The organism is Nonlabens arenilitoris (genome assembly GCF_002954765.1).
Lineage (GTDB): Bacteria > Bacteroidota > Bacteroidia > Flavobacteriales > Flavobacteriaceae > Nonlabens > Nonlabens arenilitoris.
This window is the reverse complement of record NZ_MTPW01000001.1, coordinates 1,179,341-1,204,544: the sequence shown is the minus strand read 5'-3', so window position 1 is coordinate 1,204,544 and position 25,204 is coordinate 1,179,341. Positions and strand designations below refer to the sequence as shown.

The following is a 25,204-nucleotide window of genomic DNA, read 5'->3' as shown; positions in this document are numbered from 1 at the left end:
ATGAAAAAAGATATCATTATACCAGAAGTAAAAGACGTTCACATAGCGATAATGAAAGAATGGAATGAAGATTTCTCTTCAAACGATTGGAATATTTATCTCATTAATAATGGAAGAGAAGCTATAGAATCTGTAATGGTCATGAGTCGCGGTAAACATAGTGATGGGCGCAAGACGACTACTTTTAGACAGGCGTTTCCAGTTGTTGCGGCAAAAAGCGCCATTAAAGTAGAACTTATTATGGAAGAAGTCTTTTCTTTTACTAATGAATTTATACTGACCTACTTTAAGGAGAATAAGCTCTATGATAAAACCTTTACAGCATCTCCATATAGTATTAAAGAGGATAATTTTACAGATGTCCCAGTAATGGGTCAGGCAGGTATACTCTTAAAATAAAAAACATCTATATATCTTAATTTTTAGATGTAAACAATATGACTATAAGCTGATAACATATATAATGTAATCTTTTTCTAGTATTTATATTTTGGCTCTCATTAATTGATGAGCTGTTATTGATTGATACTCATTTTAATGAGTGTACATTTTCCCAAACTCTCTTAAAAAGAGTTGTTTTAGGTTAATACTGCGTTAAAACGCGTTAGTTGAAAAACCAAATCGACACTAACGCAGTATATCAAGCAGTATAACACATTAACTAAAACAAAAAAACTATGAAAAAGTCAAAATTTTTGAGCCTTGCGCTCGTAGCTGTAGCCCTATTTATCGGTCATAACTCTGTTGCCCAAGACGGAATGATGAAAAAGGAAAAAACGGTAATGGTAGGTGGAGCTGAGATGTATCCTTCTAAAAACATCGTAGAGAACGCAGTAAACTCAAAAGATCACACCACTCTAGTTGCAGCTGTTAAAGCAGCAGACCTTGTAGAAACATTATCTAGTGAAGGACCTTTCACGGTTTTTGCACCTACTAACGCAGCATTTGATGCTTTACCAGCAGGAACAGTAGATACGTTACTGAAGCCAGAAAACAAAAAAGCATTAACAGGCGTGCTTACTTACCATGTAATCGCTGGAAAATTTAGCGCCGCAGATGTAATCTCTTTAATCAAAAAGAATAACGGTAAAGCAGTTGTAACAACTGTAGCTGGAGCTGATCTAACTTTAACCATTAAAGATGGTAAAGTAGTCATCACAGACGCAAACGGTGGAATGGCTACCGTAACGATAGCAGACGTAAACCAATCTAATGGAGTAATCCACGTAGTGGACGCAGTACTACTTCCTAAAATGTAATCCCTAACTACATTTTAAGAATAAAAAACCCCAAGTGCGAGCTTGGGGTTTTTGTTGTTTTAAATATTGTTTCTATAGATTACCCCACAAACCGTTCATCCATTTCCATAGTAGTGCCACAATTATCGCAAGTGCGCAGCTCTTTACTAGTGTAAAACTCTTTAAAGCGTGGCAAGAAGTCCTTCTCTATGTTATCTAGTTTAAAGTATGTTTCATGTAGCTTGTTATTGCAGTTATCACAAAACCATAGTAATCCATCAACATCATCTTTACTAGTGCGTTTGCGTTCAATAACTAGTCCTATAGAATTCTCGTGACGTACAGGAGAATGCGGTACTTTCCCAGGATGAAGATACATGTCACCTGGACCTAACTTCATAGTTTTTTTCTCGCCATCTTCTTGTATATGAACTTCTATGTTTCCTTCGAGCTGGTAGAAAAGTTCTTCAGTCTCGTTGTAATGATAATCTTTACGTGCGTTAGGTCCAGCAACAATCATCACGATATAATCACCAGCATCTTTATATAAATTCTTATTTCCTACAGGTGGTTTTAAAGAGTCTCTATTTTCTTCAATCCACTGGTTAAGGTTAAAAGGTTTTGCAATTGCCATGTCAGTTTATTTTAAAGTATAAAGTTACAGTTTTAAGGTCGGCTTTACAATCAGTACTAGACTACATTCAACAAATTCTTAACTACTTCTATCACGGCTTTTTCAGTAACTTGTAGCTCAAATAACAAATCATGAAAAAAATCTTTTTTTAATAGTAGCTATAGTACTAATTGCCTGTCAAGAAACAGCAACAAAATCTAAAGAATTAGCAATTTCTGAAACCCAAAAACAAACTAGTGAATTTGCCATAGTGATTCATGGTGGTGCAGGAACGATTAAAAAAGAGAACATGACGCCAGAGCTGGAAAAACAGTATAACGATAAACTCACAGAAGCTGTAAAAGCAGGACATGATATTCTTAAAAATGGAGGCGATGCTATGGATGCTGTTGAGGCGAGCATACGCATCATGGAGGACTCGCCGTTATTCAACTCTGGAAAAGGAGCGGTATTTACACACGATGGTATCAACTCACTTGACGCTAGTTTTATGGATGGGAAAACACTTAATGCTGGTGCGGTCGCAGGTATTACTACGGTTAAAAACCCTATTTCGCTAGCCCGTAAAGTGATGACAGATTCTGAGCATGTGTTACTAAGTGGTAGTGGTGGAGACGCTTTCGCGAAAGCGTTACAAGATCCCAATATAGAGATAGTACCTAACAGTTATTTCTATACCGAGAACCGTTACCAGTCCTTGCAACGTGTTCTAAAAAGAGAGGCCGAAAAGGATGCGCAAAATGATAAAGAAGTAGCTCAGTTAGAACTAGAAGATCCATTTATCAAAGATTCTAAATACGGAACCGTAGGTTGTGTAGCGCTAGATAAAAATGGCAATATTGCTGCCGGAACTAGTACTGGCGGAATGACCAACAAGAAATATGGCCGCATAGGTGATTCACCCATTATTGGTAGTGGAACTTATGCAAATAATGCTACCTGTGGAGTCTCAAGCACTGGACATGGTGAGTTTTTTATACGTGCGCAAGTCGCTTATGACATCAGCGCCATGATGGAATATAAAGGCATGACATTGAAAGAAGCAACTGATGCTGTGATCCAGAAAAAGCTTATCGATTTAGGCGGCACTGGCGGAATCGTAGCCTTAGATCATCTAGGGAACGTATCCATGGAATTCAATACCGCAGGAATGTATCGAGCAACTATGAATGATAAGGATGAGTTAATTGTAGGAATGTATAAGGAATAAGTGAGATTCCGTACTTGATGCGGAATCTATTAACCCAACCAAAATGCCATTCAATTATTACCTTCGTAAAAATTAAAACTCACCTATGAAAATCATATCCTATAACGTCAACGGAATCCGTGCGGCGATGAAAAAAGATTTTATCACTTGGCTCAAAGCAGCAAATCCAGACGTGTTATGCTTGCAAGAAATTAAGGCCACAGAAGATCAAGTAGATACGGAGGCTTTTAAAGAAGCTGGATATGAATATCAATATTATTATAGTGCTCAAAAAAAAGGGTATAGTGGTGTAGCTATTATTTCTAAGACAAAACCAGATCATGTAGAATATGGAACTGGTATAGAGTCTATGGACTTTGAAGGAAGAAATTTACGAGTAGATTTTGGTGATGTGTCTATCATGAGTATGTACTTACCTAGTGGTACAAATGATGATCGACTAAGTTTTAAGTTCAAGTACATGGAAGAGTTTCTAGAATATTCTAAAGAACTACGTAAAGAACGACCGAACCTTATTGTTTGTGGCGATTATAATATCTGTCACAAAGCTATCGATATTCATAACCCCAAAGGACTTAAAAACACCTCAGGTTTCTTACCAGAAGAACGTGAGTGGATGGACCGATTTGTCGCTAGTGGTTTTATAGATACTTTTAGAATGTTTAACGATCAACCTGATCAATACAGTTGGTGGAGTTATCGTGGTGGTTCTAGAGCACGCAATAAAGGCTGGCGATTAGATTACCATATGGCTACTGAGCAAATGAAGGACCGCATAAAAAGAGCCGTTATTCTACAAAGTGCGGTGCATAGTGATCACTGTCCTGTTGTGGTGGAAATTGATTAAAATAGATTGTAAGTAATAAACGCAACCTTTTAAAGTAATGAGCATCTACTTTAAAAGCAATATTATGAAATCAATAAATACAATACTTTTAATTTTATGTGTGACTTTGTTGTCATGCGATGTAGGTGATGAAGATATTAATACTAATCAGCAGGTTTGTATTAATGCACCAGACGTGATTATAGATGCCAGTAGATACGGTAACCTTAATGAAAATGTGTCTATTACAGGATTATCACTTTCAGGTGATTGTTTAACCATAATAATTAGTGGTAGTGGATGTGATGGATCGTCATGGACACTAGATCTTGTAGATTCTGATGTGGTCTCTTTTTCTAGTCCACCAGAAAGAAATCTAGTTCTCGAATTTACAAATACAGAGCTGTGTGCCGCAGTATTTGAGAAGAGTTTTACTTTTGATATTTCCAGTTTACAAGTTTCAGGAAACGAAGTCCAGTTGAATTTTAATAATTCTAGTACCTCATTAACGACCATAAATTACATGTATTAAAAAACAACCTCTTTTTCAAAAGGCCGTTTCCCAAACATCAAAACAGGCTGTTACAATTGTAACAGCCTGTTTTGCTAGTTAATTATTGTGGCTATTAATATAAATATCGTTAGATACGGAAGCAATATTGATGCACCTAAAACAGTTCCCACTATTTTATTGGTCAGGTATTCTGTCTTGTTTTTCCTCAACTCAAATAGGGAAAGAGCAAAGCATATAATTCCTATAATGATTTGACCAATTAGTATGGATATTGCTATAGTGTCATCTACCACATTTAATATCTTCCAAGAATTACATACTAAAGAACTTAAGATTAAGAATATAATAGGACTTATAGCTAGTAATCCTAACACTACTAAATAACCTTTTCTGTGAACGAACCATTTCATAGTTTCTATTTTTCCTGATCATCAATAAACTTTACATCTCTCGTGTTTTTTTGTACCGCAATGGCAGCAAATAAACTAAGCGCAAATGACATCCCGTAAAAACCTTTCTCGCTTAAAAGCAGGTCAGCGTTCCATAATCCTATGACTAGCAATACTAACGAGGCTATGGTTACAAACCATGCAATTCCATAATACATATCTGTTACAGCCACGCCTTCTTGCTTATCTCTAACAGCCTTTTGCACTGATATGACAGAGAATAGACCGAAGAGTAAGATGACAAAATAATAGCCTTTCTCATTAAGTAGCATATCAGCATTCCATAATCCTATACAGTAAGATACCATTCCTATGAGCAGTGCGCTCCACGATGCAGCAATAAATGCTGGTGTAGGTTTACCATTAAAAGCTTCTTTTTTTTCTTTTCAGTCTTTACGTTTACTGGATTAAATGTTTGATGTTCCATATTAATTGTTTTGTTTGTTTTGATGGTACAAATGTGCGGCACATATTCAAATGACAAGAGACTTTATATTAAAATTTCTTATGATTAAGAATGTATAAATTTTGATTGATTACTTTAATAAACCTATATTGAACAGGTAGAATCTTATGATATGAAAGAGCTTATTTTACTAATTAATAATATGACTGGTGAAGAAAGGTTGGCTTTCTACGCTTTCGCGAAAGCGAGAAACAAAAGGTCTGACGTTAAAAACATCAAGCTTTTTCAGCTTATAGAAAATGGCGTGACTACTGATCTGGCAAACCGATTATATGGTGAGGAGAATCACAACGCACTCTATGCATTAACTAAAAGATTGCGTGACAATCTGATTGACTTTACTGCGTCGCACGGTTTAGAAACAGAAAGCGATGAAGAGATGCAACTTTTAAAAAATCTACTAGCTTCAAGAATATTTTTTGAAAAAGGTCTCCATAAATTAGGGTTTAAAATTCTAAAAAAGGCAATTCAAAAGGCCCGTAAACTTGAGTTGTATGCGTTACTTAATGAAATGTATCACACCTTATTACAACATGCTCATAAGAACCCATCAGTCCAGTTAGATCTAGTGGTAAAAGAGTACCAGAGCAACTTGAAAAACCAGCTCGCAGAGGCGGATTTAATGACTGCCTATGCATTTATAAAAGAAGATTTACAGACTGGTGATAAAGATGTAGAAGAAGTGATAGATCGTCATTTAAAAACCTATGGAATTAAGCTAAATGCTGCTTTTGGGTTTAAGTCTTTATATACTTTAATGACTATTGCGGTAGAGGCAGCTACTATAAAAAATGACTATTACAGCGCAGCACACTTTATGGAAGAGGCCTACCATATTGTAAATACTAAAAAAGAGCTTGCCACTCGTCATTTGTATTATCACATAGCTATTTTAAAGTTGATGAGTATGACCTATTTTAGAAACAAAAACTTTGATAAAGCACGAGAATTTTTACGTTTAATGTGGTCGCAGTTAAATCTAGAGAACGGGAAATACATGAAAATAATGGGTGATGACTACCATCATTTAAAGGCATTAATAGAAATTTATACAGGTGAACTATTGAACGGTATTAAAACGTTGAGTCATATCAATTACCCGACTGTAGAAAGCGAACTAACATCGGTAATGGCTCATTTTCAAAATAAGAATTATAAGCAGTGCAGTAAAATCATGCGTGATTTATCACATAGTGATGATTACTATGAAAAACGTATAGGTTTTAATTGGGTTGTTAAACGCAATATTATTGAAATTCTAATATTAATAGAGCGTAATCAACCAGATCTAGTTGAGTCTAGGATTCATAGTTTTAATAAGCGTTATCGCAAACGTTTAAAAGATAAAGATGAAGTGCGAGTGCTTTCTTATCTCAAATTATTGCGTTTATACTACGACGCACCTCATCAAGTTACCACTGAAGCTTTCTATAACAAGGTTGAAAAATCATTTGACTGGATAGGAGCAGACAGAGAAGATATTTTTGTTATGAGTTTCTATGCATGGCTTAAGGCAAAGATGCAGTCCAGACCATTATATGAGGTAACACTAGAGTTGACTAATCTGTAGTTACTTTTCTACTAAAACACTTTTATGCATATAGCCACTCAAACCGGCTGAGGTTCTAACATGATACCAGTTTCCAGTATTACCTATTATGGTTACAGGTGCTGTTTTTACATCTTGAAGAATGTCACTAGAGCTTGAAGGTTCAGTACGTAGATTTGCTGCAAAACCGTTTGCACGTGGATTGATGAGTTGAGGTAAGGTAATCGTGTTTTCTGGAACTTGAGTTCTCCAAATGAAAGGTTTTGGATCTACAGCACTACCATTTTTATAAATTCCAAAATGTAGGTGTGGTGGTGTGTTTTTTGCATTTCCTGTATTACCTACATATCCTAGTGTGTCGCCAGACCAGACCATGTCGCCTTCTTTTACTATCCAATCGTCTAGGTGAGCATAATAGTGTAAATAACCATTATCATAATCTTTCACCCAAACCTGTTTACCACCTAATCCGCGATTTCTTATACTGGAAACGGTTCCATAAGTTATAGCAACTACTGGATGACCTTTAGGTGCAAACACATCATTTCCTTCATGTTTGCGACTTCCTCCACCTCTTGAAGCGCCCCAAAAACTTTGTATAGCACTATTACCTTTTCCTGCTACTGGAAAATCATATTGTGGTGCAGTATAAATTTTAAATTCAGTCTGGGATTCTGTTTCAAGTTTAGCCTGAAGAATGACTCTTATTTTGATATCCTTATTTGGAGTATAATTTAAAACTAGAGCATTGTTTTTTAACTGAGCATCTTGAAGTAAATCGCCACTTAGGTTTCTAGCTTCAAGTATCCATGAATCTTGTAAGTCGACTGTACTCATTAATACTTCACCTAGTTTTAGATTAATTAGGTAGCCTGCAGTAAATGGTTTCTCATTAGAAGTTACAACTTGCTCTGCTATGGAATTATTTACAACGACTTGATCTTTTACGGCATTAGATAACAGATTATTCCAGCGCAATAGTTTCTCTGGGCTGTCTTTAAAATTGCGCTCGTAAATAGTACGTTGTGAAGGTTTAAGTATAAAATCAAATAATGATGGTTTTACTGCATAAGTAATCAATAAACCAATTATAGTAATAAGGATACTTGTAGAAAGCCAGTATTTTTTAATGAACTGCAATCTATAAAGATAGTAAACCGTCTATTGCGGTTATAAGGTCAGGTTGTACTGGTCGCATCGCATTATCATCAATCATGCGGCCGTTCTTATCATATAACATGTATCTAGGAATACTACTTACGTTTCTAAGCTGAAAAATCTTTGCTTTAGGATAATTAGTTGCAATGTAACTATGCTCAGTAAATCCTTCTTCTAGATTTGCCTTTTCCCAGGCATTTCTTTTTGTATCAATAGATATGTAAAGAAATACGACATCTTTACCTTTATAGCGCTCTTTTAATTTTGCAGATGCCGGCATCATGACGCGACATGGTTTACACCAGCTAGCCCAATAGTCTACATAAACTACTTTTCCCTTATGTTCTTTTAGTAATGCTGCAAGGTTAGTGTAAGTACCATCAGGTGACTCAAGATGTAAAATATCGTTATCAGTTTTGTCAACCTCGGTTGTTTTTACTGTTTCAACATCCTTATCGGCAGATTTACAAGATGCAAAACTGACTAGTGCGATTAAACATAATATTCTTAAAAACATATACTTATAATTAACTATGAAAATAAATATTTAACTAAATCTTCAATTTTTGAAAAGGCTTGAACATCAGTGCCTACATCTTTAAATTTTTGCTTTGCTGGAGCGATAAAAACTTTTTCAAAGCCTAGTTTTGAGGCTTCATTAACACGCTGTTCCATTCGTGAAACCGGTCTTATCTCGCCACCTAGACCTACCTCTGCACTGAAGCAATGTTGTGAAGAAAGTTCAATATCAAAATTAGATGAAAGAATTGCGGCTACTACAGCTAGATCAATTGCTGGATCATCAACAGTGATTCCACCAGTGATATTTAAGAAAACGTCTTTTTGACCTAGTTTAAAACCAGCTCTTTTTTCTAATACGGCTAGAATCATGTTGAGACGCTTTAAGTTATATCCTGTAGCACTGCGTTGAGGTGTTCCATATACTGCGGTACTAACTAATGCTTGAACTTCTATCATTAAAGGACGCATACCTTCCATGGTAGCAGCGATTGCTGTACCACTTAAACTTGTACCGCGTTGAGAGATTAATATTTCACTAGGATTGATTACTTCACGTAATCCATGGCCTAACATTTCATAAATACCTATTTCATGTGTACTACCAAAACGGTTTTTTAAAGCTCTCAATATTCTATACGTATGATTGCGATCGCCTTCAAATTGTAGAACACTATCTACCATATGTTCCAGTATTTTAGGGCCAGCAATGTTACCATCTTTAGTAATATGACCTATGAGTAGCACTGGAGTATTGGTCTCTTTGGCAAATTTTATAAGCTCGCTCGTACATTCTCTTATTTGAGAAACGCTACCTGCGGTGCTTTCTATAATTTCAGTTTGTAAAGTCTGTATAGAATCTATAATAAGTACCTCAGGTTCCATCTCTGTAATCTGACGGAATATATTCTGAGTCTTTGTCTCTGTAAGAATATAACAATTGGTCGCATTTTGTTTAATACGATCTGCTCTCATCTTGATTTGTTGTGCACTTTCTTCACCACTTACATACAGCGTCTTATAAGGTAAATTAAGGCAAACTTGAAGTAGTAAAGTTGATTTACCTATTCCTGGTTCACCGCCTAATAAGGTTACAGATCCAGGCACTAGTCCACCACCTAATACTCTATTAAATTCAGCATTTGTTGTGTCTAAACGTGGCGTTTCAGTGACATCTATTTGAGAAATAAGTTGTGGTTGTGGAGCACGCTTTCGCGAAAGCGTATCTCCACTAGCAGCATCCCAAGTAGGTTTCTTTTCTTTTTGAACTACTTCTTCAACCAGTGTGTTCCATTCTTTACACGTGGTACATTGTCCTTGCCAGCGAGCGTGTTGAGCGCCACAATTCTGACAAAACCATGTTGTTTTTACTTTGGCCATTTATTTTTTTTCCTGAAGCATTTCTACTTTGTCTAACACATCATCTTTTGTAATTCCTACGGCAGGTTCTAATGCATATGCTGCATTATATGATTTTATAGCGCGCTCTGGTCTACCTATGCCTTCATAACCTATTCCTTCAATAAAACGGCCGTAAAGTTTTTCTGGGTATTCTTTCATAGCAAGATCAGCAACATCAATTAGTTCATCGTACTTCTTGTTGTCTATAAGATGCTCTGCTACAGTTACGATATCTATTAGTCTGACTCTCATGTCGATACCATAAACTTCTTTTATGTATTTGTATTTTTTAATTAGTGTTTCTATTGCGTTTGCGACGTCATTTGTTTCTTTACCTTCTTTAGCCATGTTATCTGCTACCGCTGTATTTACTAAGGCGTCTTCATCGATAAGTTTATACTCTTCAAAAATATAATTTAGTCCTCGTGGTATGGCATGTGCGCCTAGTCCATATTTATCAACGCCTTCTATTTTCTCATATAGCAAATGCACGTTTTTACGGTTTTCTAGCAATGAGTCCACTTGTGTGGTAAACATATTATCAGTTGTGCTTAGCTTTTCTGGTGTGGCAACATAGTAGTAATTATAGCTTTCTAATTGTGAAATTTTACTCACCAAATTATCTGTTATTAATGTTGAGTAATCTGGGTCTATATTGAGGTAAGCGTCAAAAGCAACTTTTTTGCGCATTAAAAAATAGGTAGCTAGATTTGCGGTAACATCTTTACCTATAATTACTGTAAATGGTGCGATACGATATTCTTCTTTCATAGTTGCCACGACCTCCATGATAAAGTCCATAAAGTCTGTACTTTGTGATTCTGGCAAGCCGCTTTCACGATTGATTGCGGTTTCATCATATCGACTTTTACGCTGGTTAATTCCTAAGACAAAACTTTCAGGCATTTGATCCCAATAAGAAAGGTAATCAACATTACCTGCTACTGGTTCAAAAAGATAATCGCCATCAAGAACAACTATTAATGGATATGTTTTTTCGGGATTCTCAGCATAATTGCGCGGTTTGAGCACTTTTATATTACGTTCTGTACCTAACACTTCGCTAGGATATGCTCTATAAAAAGCTTGTGAGAATAGAGTATTGCAGGTAAATAGCAATATGATGAAAGCTATAAAATGTTTCATTGTAAGAAAATTTTGGAACGGAATTTACAATTATTTAGCCGAAACACTATTTTTTATAGAAAGCATTACAAATGAAACGAGGCCATAAATAAGAACTAGTGCTGTTTGTGAGGTCCACAGGATCCAGCCTAGTGACGTTCCTAAGGTTTCTGCTACTCCAAAGAGCAGAAGGACTTGTGCTATAAAGTAGGGATAAGCGCCAAAACCACCGTTTGTAAAGGCAACAGCAAAACTGCCTGCTACAAATGCACTTAAAATACCACTTACTGGAATAGAAGCCGTGTCTGGAAGCGCAAAGATGCTAACGTAAAACATTAATAAATACATGGTCCATATAAATAATGTGTGAGCCAGGTAAAGCCATTTTTGCTGCATGGTCCATATTGTATTAAATCCATCTTTAAGACCGCTGATAAAGTTTTTTAGTTTTTGAAATGGTTTTATGTATCTAAATAATACAACTACAATGATGGTAAAGATTAAAGCAATTATTCCATAGATAAGAATTGTTGAAGAACCCGCTTTCGCGAAAGCGGTGTTTAAACGTTCTTTAAAGAAGTCAATAATAACAGTGCCTGACACTAACAATGCGGTAGCTGTGATGATTAAAAGAATAATAAAATCGAGAACACGCTCTGCTATTATGGTACCTATAGCTTTATCTACTGGTACGTTATTTACTCGATTTACAACAACAGCACGAGCGACTTCACCACTGCGAGGTATTATTAAATTCATAGCATAGCCTGTGCCAATAGCCATGACATTAGTAAGAAAAGCTGGTTGATGTCCTATTGCTTTAAGCATATAGTTCCATCGCCATGCTCTAGAAAGATGACTTAAAAATGCTAGTATAACTCCTAGAACAATCCAGCTGTAGTTTGCATCAATCAAATAAGATTTTATCTCATTGATTTGATTTTCAGTAAATTGTGTGTAAGAGATGTAAATTAAAAATATTCCTAACGCGAGCGGTAGTAATATTTTTAATGTTTTGAGGGATGCTTTTTTCAAGCTGATTTATGATAAGGTGTTATCCTCTTCATTAGGGAAAAGTAGTGTTGGTTTAAAAGCACGAGCTTCTTCCATCGTCATTTGAGCATAACAGATAAGGATAAGAACATCACCAGGAGAAACTTTTCTTGCTGCTGCTCCATTAAGAGTGATTTCTCCGCTACCTCTCGGTCCAGGAATGGCATAGGTCTCTAAACGGTTACCGTTATTATTATTAACGATTTGAACTTTTTCACCTTCAACAATATTTGCACCATCCATAAGATCTTCATCAATGGTGATACTGCCTATATAATTTAGGTCCGCACCGGTTACTTTAACTCGGTGAATTTTAGATTTTACTACTGTAATTAACATGTTGCAAAGATACGATTTGTAATTATTTAAAAAATCATTATTATGATAAACGCATATTATCAATTAGTCTTACACCTTCTAAATGCGCAACTATAAAAGCTCTATAGGTGTGTTTATTGTATTTGCGTTTTACAGGAATTAAGGTTTCTTCACTTGCGATAGTGAAATATTCTAATTCTAGATTTTTATTTTTAGCATACAACTTTTGTACCATAGCAACAGTGTCATTAATACTGTGGTTTTTAAAATAAGCTTTGGCTTTTTCTAGAGATTGAATAATGAAAACAGCTTCTTCTCTGGCTTGTGGACTTAACCTTTCATTGCGAGAACTCATGGCTAGTCCATGTGCTTCTCTCTTTATTGGGCACCCTATGATTTTAACGGGTAGGTGTAGTTTCTCTACTAATTTTTTAACAATTTGTAGTTGCTGAAAGTCTTTCTCACCAAAATATGCATAATCTGGTTGTACTTTTTGAAATAAGAATTCTAAAATAGTTCCCACTCCATCAAAGTGACCTGGTCTATTTGCTCCTTCCATAACCAGTTCTAATCCGTCATATTGATAAGATTTTGCGACCGCACGGTCTCCGTATATATCTTCAACATTAGGTGTGTAGATAAGTACATTAGATTCCCCAAAATGATTATAAATGAGATTTGTGTCATTTTTAAGTGTTCTAGGGTATTTGCTTAAATCACTGGCGTTATCAAATTGGGTAGGGTTTACAAAAATAGACACGACCAAAATATCGTTAGATTTCATCGCTTCTTGCATCAATGAAATATGCCCAGCATGAAGAGCTCCCATAGTAGGGACAAAACCTATTTTAAGATTCTTATTTTTAAGACTCTCAATCTGTGCTGTTAATTTTATATGGGTTTGAAATACCATAGGTGTAAAGGTTTGGACAATGCTACAAACATAAGGTTAAACCATGAAAGTGCAAGAAATTGTGTATTTTTGCAACTTGCTAAAAGTTAGGCATCAATAAAACAATTTATGAAGGAAAAAAGAGTCCTGTACGTATCCTCAGAAGTTATCCCTTATTTACCAGAAACTGAAGCATCCTCGATGTCCTATTTTAGTCCTAAAATGGTGAATGATCGTGGAGGTCAGATCAGAATATTTACGCCACGTTTTGGAAATATTAATGAGCGTAGACATCAATTACATGAAGTGATCCGGTTAAGTGGTATGAATCTAATTATTAATGATTTAGATATGCCATTGATTATTAAGGTAGCTTCTATTCCAAAAGAAAGAATGCAAGTATACTTCATAGATAATGAAGATTACTTTAAACGTAAGGCGACACTGACAGATGAAGAAGGTAACCTTTTTGATGATAATGATGAGCGAGCTATATTTTTTGCTAAAGGTGTTATTGAAACCGTTAAGAAGTTAAATTGGGCTCCAGATATTATTCATGTTCATGGATGGCTTGCTGGGCTACTACCATTATATATCAAAAACTATTATGGTAATGACCCATTATTTGAAGATAGTAAAATAGTTACCTCAGTATATAATCAATCCTTTGATGGAACGTTAGATACTGAAATGATAGATAAACTCAGGTTTGATGCGTTAGATGATGATGCTGTAACTGAATTTGAAGAGCCTTCATATGTTAATTTAATGAAGAATGCTGTTAGGTTTAGTGATGGTGTTATTAAAGCTAGTGAAGATTTAGATGAGGAATTGAATGCATACATAGATTCTGTAGAGAAGCCAGTACTCGAATATCACTCTCATGAAGAATTTGCAGATGCTTATGAAGGATTCTATCTTAACGATATTTTAAATGAAAAAGAAAATGATGAGTAAGATGAAGCGGTTCGCTTTAAATGCTTCAGTTATTGCAGGTGTAATTTTGGGTTTAGCTGCTTGTGATAATGAGTTGAATACCATTGGGAGTGATATCCTAGGAGCAGATCAATTAAATGATCGAATAAAAAAGCAAGATTTTGATGTAGTGGCCTTTAATGAAGTATTAGGTCCTGTACAAACTAATAATTTTGGTTCAATGCCTTTAGGTTCTTATACTGATCCTGTTTATGGTAGAACTGATTATAGTTTCGTAAGTCAGTTGGATTTACCAACTTCTAATCCAAGCTTTGGTATTGATCCAGTTTTAGATAGTGTGGTTATTAATCTCCCTTATTTTTCAACCGCGACTGATTTTGACGGCGAGGCTACTACCTATGAGGTTGATTCATTATATGGGACTGAAGCAATTACTTTGCAGATTTATAGAAATAATTTTCTACTTAATGATTTTGATATCAATGATGTAACGAGTCAGGCTGTTTACTACTCCGACTTAGGACAAGTTATAGATGCCCAAAAGGGTGCGTTAATCCTTGATCATTCATTTTATCCAGATTCTAGAGAGGTTATTATTCAGTCAGTTGATGAAGATGGAGAGGAAAGTGAGATTGAGCGTTTATCACCTAGACTAAGAGTTCAATTAGATAGAACTTACTGGCAAAATGTAATCATTGATGCGGCTGGCACAACTGGTTTGTCAAGTAATAATAACTTTAGGAATTATTTTCGAGGCCTTTATTTTAAAGTTTCTAGTATAACTGGACAAGGTCATTTAAGTTTAATTGATATAGAGAATGCGACTGTTGATTTTTATTTGAAAATAAATGTGCAGGATGTAAGTGACTTAGATAATGATGGGGATACAGATGAGGTTAATATTATAGATACCGAATTCACATTGAGTTTTGGAGGTAATAATGTTAGTTTATTTGATAACAGTTTGAGGGATACCGCATTGACTACTATAATTCAAGGAGCAGATGATAGCTCTTTGGGTGAAGAAAGATTATATTTAAAAGGAGGATCTGGGTCTTTAGTACTAATTGATCTTTTCGGACCTGATTTGGATATGAATGGTGAAGCTGATGCATTAACTGAAATCATAGCAAATCAATGGATTATTAACGATGCTTCACTTACTTTTTACGTAGATCAATCGGCTGTTAATGCCGGATCGACTGAGCCTGAAAGAATTATTATTTATAATTATGATGATAATGCAGTGCTTGTAGATTATATCTTTGATCAAGCTGCTGATAAAAGCGGTCATCTAGGTGTTTTGGAGCGACTAGATATTGATGACGGGTCTTCCCAAGGTGTTAAGTATCGTGTAAGGTTGACAGATCATATCACTTCTGTTCTAAATGGTGATATAGAAAATGTTAGATTAGCTGTTGCAGTTACTCGTAATGTTAATTCTATATCAACAAGCAAGGTTAAAAACCCTAATATAGTAGATGAAATTCTTACTGGATCTGCTATATCTCATGAAGGAACAATTCTGCATGGTAATCTTTCTAGTGATGCAGATAAGCGTTTAAAGCTTGAGATATACTATTCAGAAACAACCAATTAATTAAAAAATTATGTGTGGAATTGTAGGTTACATAGGACATCGTGACGCTTATCCTATCGTTTTAAATGGTCTAAAAAGACTGGAATATAGAGGTTATGATAGTGCTGGTATTGCTATATATGATGGTACTGACCTTAAGTTTTCGAAAACTAAAGGTAAAGTTGCTGACCTTGAGGCAAAATTAGAATCTGAAATCTCAACTGAAGGGACAATTGCTATAGGGCACACGCGTTGGGCAACTCACGGAGTGCCTAACGATGTGAATTCCCATCCTCATTTTTCTAATAGTGGAGACCTTGTTATTATTCATAACGGGATTATAGAAAATTATCAACCTCTCAAAACAGAGTTGATGAATAGAGGTTTCACCTTTAAATCTGATACAGATACTGAGGTATTAGTGAATTTAATAGAAGACGTAAAAAATAAAGAAAAGGTTAAATTGGGTAAAGCTGTGCAAATAGCTTTAAATCAAACTATAGGAGCTTATGCGATTGCAGTTTTTGACCGTAATAAACCTAATGAAATTGTAGTAGCTCGTTTGGGTTCTCCTCTTGCAATAGGAGTTGGAGAAAATGAATTTTTTATTGCTAGTGATGCGTCTCCATTTATAGAATTTACAAAAGAGGCAATCTATTTAGAAGATGGTGAAATGGCCGTTGTACGTACGCATAAGGATATGAAGATTCGTAAAATACATGATGACTCATTAGTAGATCCGTACATTCAAGAATTACAAATGAATCTTGAACAAATTGAGAAAGGTGGTTACGATCACTTTATGCTTAAAGAGATTTATGAGCAACCTCAAGCTATTAGAGATACTTTTAGAGGTAGAATGTTAGTCGATCAAGGTCTGATTAAAATGGCTGGTATTGATGATCACATAGATAAATTTTTAAATGCTAGACGTATTTTAATTGTAGCATGTGGTACGTCTTGGCACGCAGGTCTTGTGGCAGAGTATATCTTTGAAGACTTAGCAAGAATACCGGTAGAGGTAGAATATGCTTCAGAGTTTAGATATAGAAATCCTGTTATCGATAAAGATGATATATTGATAGCTATTTCTCAAAGTGGGGAAACAGCAGATACTATGGCTGCTATAAAAATGGCCAAAGATAAAGGAGCTTTTGTTTTTGGAGTATGTAATGTTGTAGGTAGTTCTATTTCTCGAGAAGCGCATGCGGGAGCTTATACTCATGCAGGACCAGAGATTGGTGTTGCATCTACTAAAGCTTTTACAACACAAATTACTGTATTGACTCTAATTGCATTGCAATTAGCAAAAAGAAAAGGGAAAATCTCAACTAGTGACTTCCATAGATATTTACAGGAATTAGATACTATACCTGATAAAGTAGAGAAAGCTCTCAATTCTAACGACCATATTGAGAAAATCGCGGCTATCTATAAAGATGCACCTAACTGTTTATATTTAGGGCGTGGATTTAACTTCCCAGTAGCTTTAGAAGGAGCTCTTAAGCTTAAAGAAATCAGCTATATTCATGCAGAAGGTTATCCTGCTGCAGAGATGAAGCATGGTCCCATTGCATTAATTGATGAGCAAATGCCTGTTGTTGTAATAGCGACTCGTAAAGGTCATTATGAAAAAGTAGTGAGCAATATTCAAGAAATTAAATCGCGTAGTGGTAAGATAATAGGTATCGTTACAGAAGGTGATGTGGATGTACGTGATCTTGCAGATCATGTTATAGAAGTTCCAGACACTATTGAGTTCATGACACCTTTATTAACAACCATCCCATTACAACTATTGTCATATCATATAGCAGTAATGCTAGGTAAAAACGTTGATCAACCACGTAATTTAGCAAAATCTGTTACCGTTGAGTAGCAATTGATTAGATATAATTATTAGTGCAGCCACCTAAGAAATTAGGTGGTTTTTTATTACGCTTCCGCGAAAGCGAGACTCAACAATTTCTATTATTATTTGATGGGATTCTAAGCTTATAAAAAAATTAAAAAATCTGATGTCTATATAATTAGGAAAGCAGTATCTTTGCGCCACTGAAAAAAGGCTTTTGTAGCCGTATCTTTTTAAGTTTAAAAACATTATATAATGTCTCAAATTACAGGTAGCGTTTCACAAATCATCGGTCCGGTGGTTGACGTAACATTTGACAGTGCACAAGGGGCACTTCCTAAAATTTATGATTCTCTTGAAGTAGAACTTAATGGTAATCTTCTAGTTTTAGAAGTGCAGTCTCACATCGGTGAGAATACTGTAAGAACCATTTCTATGGATTCAACAGATGGTCTTTCTCGTGGAACCGCTGTTAAATCTACAGGGAACCCTATTAAAATGCCTATCGGAGATGACGTTTACGGTCGTCTTTTTAATGTTATCGGTGATGCGATTGATGGTCTAGGTAACCTTCCTAAAACAGGAGATAATGGTTTGTCTATCCACAGATCAGCACCAGCATTTGAGGACCTTTCTACATCTACAGAAGTACTTTTTACTGGTATTAAAGTAATCGACCTTATTGAGCCTTATGCAAAAGGTGGTAAGATTGGACTATTCGGTGGTGCTGGAGTAGGTAAAACAGTATTGATTCAAGAATTGATTAATAACATTGCAAAAGGTCACGGTGGACTTTCAGTATTTGCTGGAGTTGGTGAGCGTACTCGTGAAGGAAATGACCTTCTACGTGAGATGTTAGAATCTGGAATTATAAAATATGGAGATGCATTCATGCACTCTATGGAAGAAGGTGGATGGGATCTACAAAAGGTAGATAAGGAAATCATGAAAGATTCAAAAGCGACATTCGTTTTTGGTCAAATGAATGAACCACCTGGAGCACGTGCTCGTGTAGCACTATCTGGTCTTACTATTGCTGAGTATTTCCGTGATGGAGCTGGAGACGGACAAGGAAAAGACGTACTTTTCTTTGTTGATAACATTTTCCGTTTTACTCAAGCAGGTTCTGAGGTATCTGCACTTCTTGGTCGTATGCCATCAGCGGTAGGATATCAACCTACACTTGCAACTGAGATGGGAGCGATGCAAGAACGTATTACTTCTACAAAGAAAGGATCTATTACATCTGTACAAGCGGTATACGTACCTGCAGATGACCTTACAGATCCAGCGCCAGCAACAACATTTGCTCACCTTGATGCGACTACAGTATTATCACGTAAGATTGCAGAATTAGGTATCTACCCTGCGGTAGATCCGTTAGATTCTACATCACGTATTCTTACTGCTGAGATTCTAGGTAAAGAGCACTATGAGTGCGCACAAAACGTAAAAGAGTTATTACAACGTTATAAAGAACTTCAAGATATTATCGCCATCTTAGGTATGGAAGAGCTATCTGAAGAAGATAAACTTGCGGTAAGCCGTGCACGTCGTGTACAACGTTTCTTATCTCAACCATTCCACGTAGCAGAGCAGTTTACTGGTCTTAAAGGTGTGTTAGTTGATATTAAGGATACCATCAAAGGATTTAATATGATCATGAACGGTGAGTTAGATCACTTACCAGAAAGTGCATTTAACCTTAAAGGTACTATTGAAGAGGCAATCGAGGCAGGTGAAAAAATGCTTGCTGAGGTATCATAAATCAAACAATGACAGTCGTGATAATTTTTAATCATCACGACTGTTTTATTGTAATTGAAAAGTAAACAAAGATGATTTTAGAAATAGTAACACCAGAGCAAACTCTTTTTAGCGGTACTGTAGAATCTGTATCGGTTCCTGGTATAAGTGGACAATTCCAAATGCTGGATAATCACGCACCTGTTGTTTCATTGTTAGTAAAAGGAGCTGTAAAGATTTTTGGCAAAGTAGAATTAGATGAGACAGTTGCATCTTTATTTACCAAAGAAGATGGAACTACTAATTTTCACATCACTGGTGGAGTTATAGAAATGAAAGATAATAAAGCAATCGTATTAGCTGACTAATACTTTACTTTATAAGATATTAAAAAAGCCTCGATTCTTAAGAATCGAGGCTTTTTTAATATGCCAATTTTGTTTGAAATCTTATTTCAAAAGCTTTTGAATAGCTGCCGCATTGTTTCCTGTAGCATAATCCAGTGCTGTCTTTCCTTCTAATTTGATTGATTTATCTGCACCGGCTTGTAATAATATGGATACTAAATGAGGACGTCCCATTTGAGCAGCTGTCATTAATAGTGTCATATTGCTACAAGTGCTATTAACGTTGATGTTCTTTTCATTAATTAAAAACTCTAGAATATCTGCACTGTCCATTTGAACAGCTAATTGAGCAAGAGAAGAAGTCGACTTACCTACTTCAAAACAAGTGTCTTTATTACTGTCTGTAACTAAATTACTAATCGCGGCTGTATCGTCGTTCTTAAGAGCTTTTGTAAGATCCATGCTCAATGTTTGTGCACTTGCTAGAGTTCCTAAACATAATGCCACTATAAATATTGCTTTTTTCATCGTGTTGTTATTAATGTGATGCTAATATAAGATTTTTTTAAAGGACACAAAATCAATTAGCTCTGTACTCAAGATTATCAATAGGTTGTAGTGTATAGCATTGAATAGCTAGACTAGTGCAGCTAAGTAATGCCTAGAAAAAAGATGGACTGTCTATGGTTCATATTCCACAATAACTATGATTCGATAACAGATTACTCCTTACTTTTGCCATATGCTACCAGATAAACTCATACGCAAACTAGGTATGCGCCACTTCTCAGGAAATATGCGCAGACTTAAATCGCACAACAATCTTATAGATTTTGCATCTAATGATTACTTGGGTTTTTCAAAAATTCCTATAGTTCAAGAATCTACCTTGCCACATGGTGCCACAGGTTCTAGATTGTTATCTGGACATAGTAAAGCATTTGATACATTAGAAAAGCGTGTTGCACGTTTTCATAAATCAGAAAATGCGCTCATTTTTAATTCTGGTTATGATGCAAATCTAGGTTTGATAAGTAGTGTTGCGCAGCGTGGCGATTTAATTTTATATGATGAGTTAGTGCATGCTAGTATTAGGGATGGTATCCAGCTCTCGATGGCACGTTCCCTTAAATTTCGACATAATGATATTGATCATTTAAAAATATTACTAGATAAATTCGGCAAAGGTGAACAACAAGAGGTTTATGTAATTACTGAATCTGTTTTTTCAATGGATGGTGATCAAGCACCACTAGTAGAATTAACTCAGCTTACCGCTAGAATGAATAATGCTTATCTTATTGTTGATGAGGCACATGCTTTAGGTGTTGTAGGTCATAATGGTGAAGGTCTCGTACAGTATTTAGGATTAGAAAATCAAGTGTTTGCTAGGGTTGTGACATATGGTAAGGCGCTAGGTTGTCATGGTGCTTCCATTTTAGGTAGTAATGATTTAGTACAATACTTAATCAACTTTTGTCGCCCATTCATTTATACAACAGCATTGGCACCACATGCTCTCAGGGCTATTAATGCTGGTTATGAACATTTAGAGAACCAGCATGATCATATTAATAAATTACAAATTTTAATACAAGTATTCAATAAACTAGTGGTGCAAAATGGATTGCGATTACGCTTTCGCGAAAGCGAGACCGCCATACAAGTATGTATTATACCAGGGAACAAGAATGTAAGAAAAATGGCTGGTCAATTGCAACACAAAGGATATGATGTAAGAGCCATTTTATCACCTACTGTACCAGAAGGTCAAGAGCGATTAAGGTTATGTCTACATAGTTATAACACTATTGATGACTGTGAATTTGTTCTTCAAACCATAGCAAAATCTCTGAAAAAGAAATGAGCAAATTTAGAACAATAGCTGTATTTGCTTATCCTGCTGAGGCTGCAGTCATTAAATCTAAACTAGAAAGCGAGAACGTCTCTGTTTTTTTAAGAGATGAGTTTACCATTGCTACAGATCCGTTTGCGACTAATGCGATAGGTGGTGTAAAAATGGATGTTTATAAAGAAGATTATATTAAAGCCATAGGGCTTATTGAGAAATCAAATCCTGAAATTACACAACGCATTACACATCTAGTAATATGTCCTAAATGTAAAAAAAGAACCGTAAGGGAACAAGGTGATGTGATGACAGCAACTACCTTTGCAGAACGATTGAAAGCAGCATTCTTAAGCATTTTTCCTTTCTCAAGCGAAAAGCATTATAAGTGTATGAATTGCTCTCATAAATTTGATCTCAATGAATAGTTATTTTATAACAGGAATAAGTACTGATGTAGGTAAAACGCTGGTGGCAGCCGCAGTTACTCAAGCGTTAAAAGCAGACTACTGGAAACCTATACAAAGTGGTGGAATAGAGCATTCTGACCGTATGGAAGTGCAGCGATTGATCTCAAATAATGATACTGTGTTTCATAAAGAGCGTTATTTTTTAGAAACACCTATGAGTCCACATGAAGCTGCAGCCATTGATGGGATTACGATAGAATTAGAAGAGATTAAAAGACCGCAAACTGAAAACAATCTGGTTATAGAAGGCGCTGGCGGACTGTTAGTTCCTTTAAATGATAAACACACGATTATAGATTTAATTCAGCCAACGGATAAGGTAATTCTAGTTAGTTCCGGCTATTTAGGTAGTATTAACCACACGTTGTTAAGTATAGAGGTTTTAAAATCTAGAGGTCTATCATGTGCTGGTATAATTTATAATCAGGTAGAGTTATCAGGAACTATTGAGGTGATTGAAAAAATGACTGGCGTTCCTACTATCGCTCATTTATCTTATATAGATTCATTAAATGTCGATAGTGTAGTGGTTATTGCTGGTATGATGAGAGAAAAGCTATTAGCACTATGACATTAAAAGAGCTTCAAAATCTAGATGCCCAATACATATGGCATCCTTTAACGCAGCATAAAACGGCAAATAGTCCATTAGCTATAAAAAAGGCGCAAGGAAATTATCTATATGATATGGCAGATAAGCCATATTTTGATGCTATATCTAGTTGGTATACCTGCAGCTATGGTCATACTAATCCTGTATTGACACACGCTCTCAAAAATCAAGTTGATGAATTACATCATGTTGTTTTTGCAGGTATGACTCACGAGCCTGCTGCGCGATTATCAAAGAAACTGATTGGTATCTTGCCTGATAACCAGCAAAAACTATTCTTTTCAGAGAATGGATCTACTAGTGTAGAAATTGCTTTAAAAATGGCTTTTCAATATCATTTCAACCGTGGAGAAAAACGTAATGTAGTCATTGCATTAGAAAATGGTTTTCACGGTGACACTTTTGGGGCTATGAGCGCTAGTGGATTATCTGTTTATAATGGACCTTTTGAAGATTTCTTTATAGACGTTAAACGTATTCCCGTTCCTAATGAAAATAATCAAAATGCAGTTCTTGATCTTATTGAAGATTTGACAGCTCAATATCAGGTAGCTTCTTTTATATATGAGCCTTTGGTGCAAGGTGCTGCCGCTATGAAAATGCACCAGCCAGTTCACTTATGTCCAGTATTAAATAGCTTTAAGGAAAAAGGTGTCCTTACGATAGCAGATGAAGTGATGACCGGTTTTGGCAAAACAGGATACAATTTTGCAAGTGAAGCGATGATTAATAAGCCAGATATTATGTGTCTTTCAAAAGCGCTTACTGGTGGCATTATGCCTATGGCGATAACCACTTGTACTCTAGCGGTCTATGATGCTTTTTATGACGATAAACTAGCACATGGCTTTTTTCATGGGCATACCTATTCAGGAAACCCATTAGGTTGTGCGGTTGCTGCTGCGAGTATAGACCTATTAACATCTGACGCTATTCAAGAGAACATTCAGTTCATCACACAATCACATAAAAAACATATTAAAGTTTATCAATCACATAACGCAGTTGATTCAGTACGTTCATGTGGTGTGATTCTAGCCATAGATCTTGCTATAGAAATGGAACGTTATGGGAATAAGCGTAATGAAATATTTCAATGGTTTATGGATCGAGGTATCTTCTTAAGACCGTTAGGTAAAACGGTCTACATTGTGCCACCATTTACAACCACACCGCAGGAACTAGAATTGCTTTACAAAGCAATTCTGTTTTTTCTAGATGAAATTACTTCAAAAAAAGCCTAAGTTTTCTAGCGTTTTACTCGGTTTTAAGCTTAAGTATGGGCATTTTTGTAATAGAATAAAATGAGATTGAAAAACCCAATTTATATTAATGAGTCTGGTGTAGTATCACCATTATCACACGCTGGTTTTAATAGTGATTCTTCTGCTATTTTACTTTCTGATAATGATCTTGTTGCGCCCATTAGCGATTTACATGATGTCAGAATAAAAAAACTTCAGGCAGAGTCTAAATGGTATGGTCAATTAGATCGATCTGTTTTATTGGCCATTTTAGCCGCTAGAGAAATTAGTGTTCCTTTAGGCAAGACAGGAATTAATATAGGTTCTTCTAGAGGCGCGACTGGTGTCTGGGAAGAGAGTTATGCACGCTTTCGCGAAAGCGGACTCACTACCACACAATCTTCTCCATTAACCACATTAGGTAACATATCTACTTGGATAGCGCAGGACTTAGGAGTAGACGCTACTGCATTTTCTCACTCCATCACATGCGCCACAGCTTCACACGCTGTTTTAAACGCTATTGCATGGTTAGAAAGTGAAATGGTGGATCAATTTATAGTAGGTGGAGCAGAGGCGCCTTTAACACCTTTTACAATTGCTCAAATGAAAGCCTTACGTATTTATGCAACAGATTATGAAATGTATTCTTGCAAGGCTTTAAATTTAAATAAAACAAGCAATACGATGGTGTTAGGTGAGGCAGCGGCTTGCTATTTACTTTCTAAAAAAGCTACTGAGAATACGAGAGCAAAAATAATAGGTCATGGTGCAGCGATAGAAGTGTTAAGTAGTGCAACATCGGTATCTATGGATGGTAGGTGTTTACAAGAATCTATGAAAAGAGCACTGGGCGATAGATCATTAGAAGAAGTAGATGCGATTATAACTCATTCTCCTGGCACAATAAAGGGCGATATGGCAGAATTTGCTGCGATACGTCATGTTTTTGGGGATAATTACCCAACATTATGTAATAATAAATGGCAAGTAGGGCATTCATTAGGTGCTAGTAGTGCGTTAAGTATAGCTATGGCGTTAGAAATGTTTGAAAAATCTACTTTATTTGCTATTCCGTACCTAGAATCTACCTTTACTAATCCCAGAGGCAAAAAGGTGAATCCACAAAAGATTTTGATTAACGCAACAGGTTTTGGCGGTAATGCCGTGAGTCTATTGTTAGAAAAACATATATAAATAAAAGGCAACGGGTAGG

26 protein-coding genes and 1 pseudogene are annotated in these 25,204 nt (G+C 35.8%); 16 read left to right on the top strand and 11 right to left on the bottom strand.

Annotated features, from left to right (window positions below):
* Together BST92_RS05295 and BST92_RS05290 are read left to right on the top strand one after the other, a co-directional pair.
* Positions 1 to 399, top strand: coding sequence for a hypothetical protein (locus BST92_RS05295; RefSeq protein WP_105070508.1), 399 nt, complete (start codon positions 1 to 3; stop codon positions 397 to 399).
* 278 nt (positions 400 to 677) lie between these two features.
* Positions 678 to 1,259 (top strand): fasciclin domain-containing protein, encoded by a 582-nt coding sequence (locus BST92_RS05290; protein ID WP_105070507.1) that lies wholly within the window; start codon positions 678 to 680, stop codon positions 1,257 to 1,259.
* Positions 1,260 to 1,338: 79 nt separating this feature from the next.
* On the opposite strand, the gene BST92_RS05285 is transcribed toward BST92_RS05290, so the two are convergent.
* Positions 1,339 to 1,872 carry a 3-hydroxyanthranilate 3,4-dioxygenase gene (locus BST92_RS05285; protein ID WP_036583520.1) on the bottom strand — a complete coding sequence of 178 codons (534 nt, stop codon included), beginning with the start codon at positions 1,870 to 1,872 and terminating at the stop codon, positions 1,339 to 1,341.
* A 121-nt stretch (positions 1,873 to 1,993) separates the two neighbouring features.
* Between BST92_RS05285 and BST92_RS05280 the strand changes: the two genes are divergently transcribed.
* The 3 genes from BST92_RS05280 (at position 1,994) to BST92_RS05270 (ending at position 4,440) form a co-directional block, all read left to right on the top strand.
* Complete coding sequence (locus BST92_RS05280) at positions 1,994 to 3,082, top strand: isoaspartyl peptidase/L-asparaginase family protein (protein WP_105070506.1); 1,089 nt, start codon at positions 1,994 to 1,996, stop codon at positions 3,080 to 3,082.
* An 85-nt stretch (positions 3,083 to 3,167) separates the two neighbouring features.
* Positions 3,168 to 3,929, top strand: a complete 762-nt coding sequence (locus BST92_RS05275; protein WP_105070505.1) for an exodeoxyribonuclease III — start codon at positions 3,168 to 3,170, stop codon at positions 3,927 to 3,929.
* A gap of 64 nt (positions 3,930 to 3,993) precedes the next feature.
* Positions 3,994 to 4,440, top strand: coding sequence for a hypothetical protein (locus BST92_RS05270; RefSeq protein WP_146105098.1), 447 nt, complete (start codon positions 3,994 to 3,996; stop codon positions 4,438 to 4,440).
* Positions 4,441 to 4,514: 74 nt separating this feature from the next.
* Here BST92_RS05270 and BST92_RS05265 read toward each other — a convergent pair whose 3' ends face one another.
* Positions 4,515 to 4,832: a hypothetical protein gene (locus tag BST92_RS05265; protein ID WP_105070503.1), complete on the bottom strand. Its 318-nt coding sequence runs from the start codon at positions 4,830 to 4,832 to the stop codon at positions 4,515 to 4,517.
* A 5-nt stretch (positions 4,833 to 4,837) separates the two neighbouring features.
* Positions 4,838 to 5,254, bottom strand: a pseudogene (gene yiaA, locus BST92_RS05260) (inner membrane protein YiaA); the annotation flags it as partial.
* 195 nt (positions 5,255 to 5,449) lie between these two features.
* Between yiaA and BST92_RS05255 the strand changes: the two are divergent.
* Entirely contained in the window at positions 5,450 to 6,907 is a 1,458-nt protein-coding gene (locus tag BST92_RS05255) for a hypothetical protein (RefSeq protein WP_105070501.1), read from the top strand.
* Here BST92_RS05255 and BST92_RS05250 read toward each other — a convergent pair whose 3' ends face one another.
* Genes BST92_RS05250 through panC form a run of 7 tightly spaced genes read right to left on the bottom strand, consistent with a single transcriptional unit; the run spans position 6,908 to position 13,373 of the window.
* Positions 6,908 to 8,026, bottom strand: coding sequence for a M23 family metallopeptidase (locus BST92_RS05250; RefSeq protein WP_105070500.1), 1,119 nt, complete (start codon positions 8,024 to 8,026; stop codon positions 6,908 to 6,910).
* A gap of 1 nt (position 8,027) precedes the next feature.
* Positions 8,028 to 8,561 (bottom strand): TlpA family protein disulfide reductase, encoded by a 534-nt coding sequence (locus tag BST92_RS05245; RefSeq protein ID WP_105070499.1) that lies wholly within the window; start codon positions 8,559 to 8,561, stop codon positions 8,028 to 8,030.
* A gap of 14 nt (positions 8,562 to 8,575) precedes the next feature.
* Positions 8,576 to 9,943 (bottom strand): DNA repair protein RadA, encoded by a 1,368-nt coding sequence (gene radA, locus BST92_RS05240; protein WP_105070498.1) that lies wholly within the window; start codon positions 9,941 to 9,943, stop codon positions 8,576 to 8,578.
* Positions 9,944 to 11,110 (bottom strand): alpha/beta hydrolase, encoded by a 1,167-nt coding sequence (locus tag BST92_RS05235; RefSeq protein ID WP_105070497.1) that lies wholly within the window; start codon positions 11,108 to 11,110, stop codon positions 9,944 to 9,946.
* A 30-nt stretch (positions 11,111 to 11,140) separates the two neighbouring features.
* The gene (locus BST92_RS05230; RefSeq protein WP_105070496.1) at positions 11,141 to 12,124 is read right to left on the bottom strand and encodes a lysylphosphatidylglycerol synthase transmembrane domain-containing protein; all 984 of its coding nucleotides are present in this window, start codon (positions 12,122 to 12,124) and stop codon (positions 11,141 to 11,143) included.
* Between the two features lie 6 nt (positions 12,125 to 12,130).
* Positions 12,131 to 12,481, bottom strand: a complete 351-nt coding sequence (gene panD, locus BST92_RS05225) for an aspartate 1-decarboxylase (RefSeq protein ID WP_006796326.1) — start codon at positions 12,479 to 12,481, stop codon at positions 12,131 to 12,133.
* A gap of 40 nt (positions 12,482 to 12,521) precedes the next feature.
* Positions 12,522 to 13,373: a pantoate--beta-alanine ligase gene (panC, locus tag BST92_RS05220; RefSeq protein WP_105070495.1), complete on the bottom strand. Its 852-nt coding sequence runs from the start codon at positions 13,371 to 13,373 to the stop codon at positions 12,522 to 12,524.
* 108 nt (positions 13,374 to 13,481) lie between these two features.
* Between panC and BST92_RS05215 the strand changes: the two genes are divergently transcribed.
* The 5 genes from BST92_RS05215 to BST92_RS05195 all read left to right on the top strand — a co-directional run bounded on the left by BST92_RS05215 (position 13,482) and on the right by BST92_RS05195 (position 19,833).
* The gene (locus BST92_RS05215; protein WP_105070494.1) at positions 13,482 to 14,309 is read left to right on the top strand and encodes a glycogen/starch synthase; all 828 of its coding nucleotides are present in this window, start codon (positions 13,482 to 13,484) and stop codon (positions 14,307 to 14,309) included.
* A complete protein-coding gene (gene bamH / locus BST92_RS05210; RefSeq protein WP_105070493.1) occupies positions 14,287 to 15,888 on the top strand; it encodes a BamH family beta-barrel-assembly machinery protein in 1,602 nt (533 codons plus the stop codon). The genes BST92_RS05215 and bamH overlap by 23 nt, the downstream gene beginning before the upstream one ends.
* 10 nt (positions 15,889 to 15,898) lie before the next feature.
* A complete protein-coding gene (glmS, locus tag BST92_RS05205; protein ID WP_105070492.1) occupies positions 15,899 to 17,746 on the top strand; it encodes a glutamine--fructose-6-phosphate transaminase (isomerizing) in 1,848 nt (615 codons plus the stop codon).
* 228 nt (positions 17,747 to 17,974) lie between these two features.
* Positions 17,975 to 19,486 carry a F0F1 ATP synthase subunit beta gene (gene atpD, locus BST92_RS05200; protein ID WP_105070491.1) on the top strand — a complete coding sequence of 504 codons (1,512 nt, stop codon included), beginning with the start codon at positions 17,975 to 17,977 and terminating at the stop codon, positions 19,484 to 19,486.
* 71 nt (positions 19,487 to 19,557) lie between these two features.
* Positions 19,558 to 19,833 (top strand): F0F1 ATP synthase subunit delta/epsilon, encoded by a 276-nt coding sequence (locus tag BST92_RS05195; RefSeq protein ID WP_105070490.1) that lies wholly within the window; start codon positions 19,558 to 19,560, stop codon positions 19,831 to 19,833.
* Between the two features lie 81 nt (positions 19,834 to 19,914).
* Here the strand turns inward: BST92_RS05195 and BST92_RS05190 are convergent, their stop codons facing one another.
* A complete protein-coding gene (locus BST92_RS05190) occupies positions 19,915 to 20,340 on the bottom strand; it encodes an ankyrin repeat domain-containing protein (protein WP_105070489.1) in 426 nt (141 codons plus the stop codon).
* A 214-nt stretch (positions 20,341 to 20,554) separates the two neighbouring features.
* On the opposite strand from BST92_RS05190, the gene BST92_RS05185 reads away from it, so the two are divergent.
* The 5 genes from BST92_RS05185 (at position 20,555) to BST92_RS05165 (ending at position 25,185) form a co-directional block, all read left to right on the top strand.
* Positions 20,555 to 21,679: an aminotransferase class I/II-fold pyridoxal phosphate-dependent enzyme gene (locus BST92_RS05185; protein ID WP_105070488.1), complete on the top strand. Its 1,125-nt coding sequence runs from the start codon at positions 20,555 to 20,557 to the stop codon at positions 21,677 to 21,679.
* Entirely contained in the window at positions 21,676 to 22,089 is a 414-nt protein-coding gene (locus BST92_RS05180) for a hypothetical protein (protein ID WP_105070487.1), read from the top strand. The genes BST92_RS05185 and BST92_RS05180 overlap by 4 nt, the downstream gene beginning before the upstream one ends.
* Positions 22,082 to 22,702, top strand: a complete 621-nt coding sequence (bioD, locus tag BST92_RS05175; RefSeq protein ID WP_105070486.1) for a dethiobiotin synthase — start codon at positions 22,082 to 22,084, stop codon at positions 22,700 to 22,702. The genes BST92_RS05180 and bioD overlap by 8 nt, the downstream gene beginning before the upstream one ends.
* Entirely contained in the window at positions 22,699 to 23,988 is a 1,290-nt protein-coding gene (gene bioA, locus BST92_RS05170; RefSeq protein WP_105070485.1) for an adenosylmethionine--8-amino-7-oxononanoate transaminase, read from the top strand. The genes bioD and bioA overlap by 4 nt, the downstream gene beginning before the upstream one ends.
* Before the next feature lie 66 nt (positions 23,989 to 24,054).
* Positions 24,055 to 25,185: a beta-ketoacyl synthase N-terminal-like domain-containing protein gene (locus BST92_RS05165; RefSeq protein WP_105072204.1), complete on the top strand. Its 1,131-nt coding sequence runs from the start codon at positions 24,055 to 24,057 to the stop codon at positions 25,183 to 25,185.
* Positions 25,186 to 25,204: the final 19 nt, after the last annotated feature.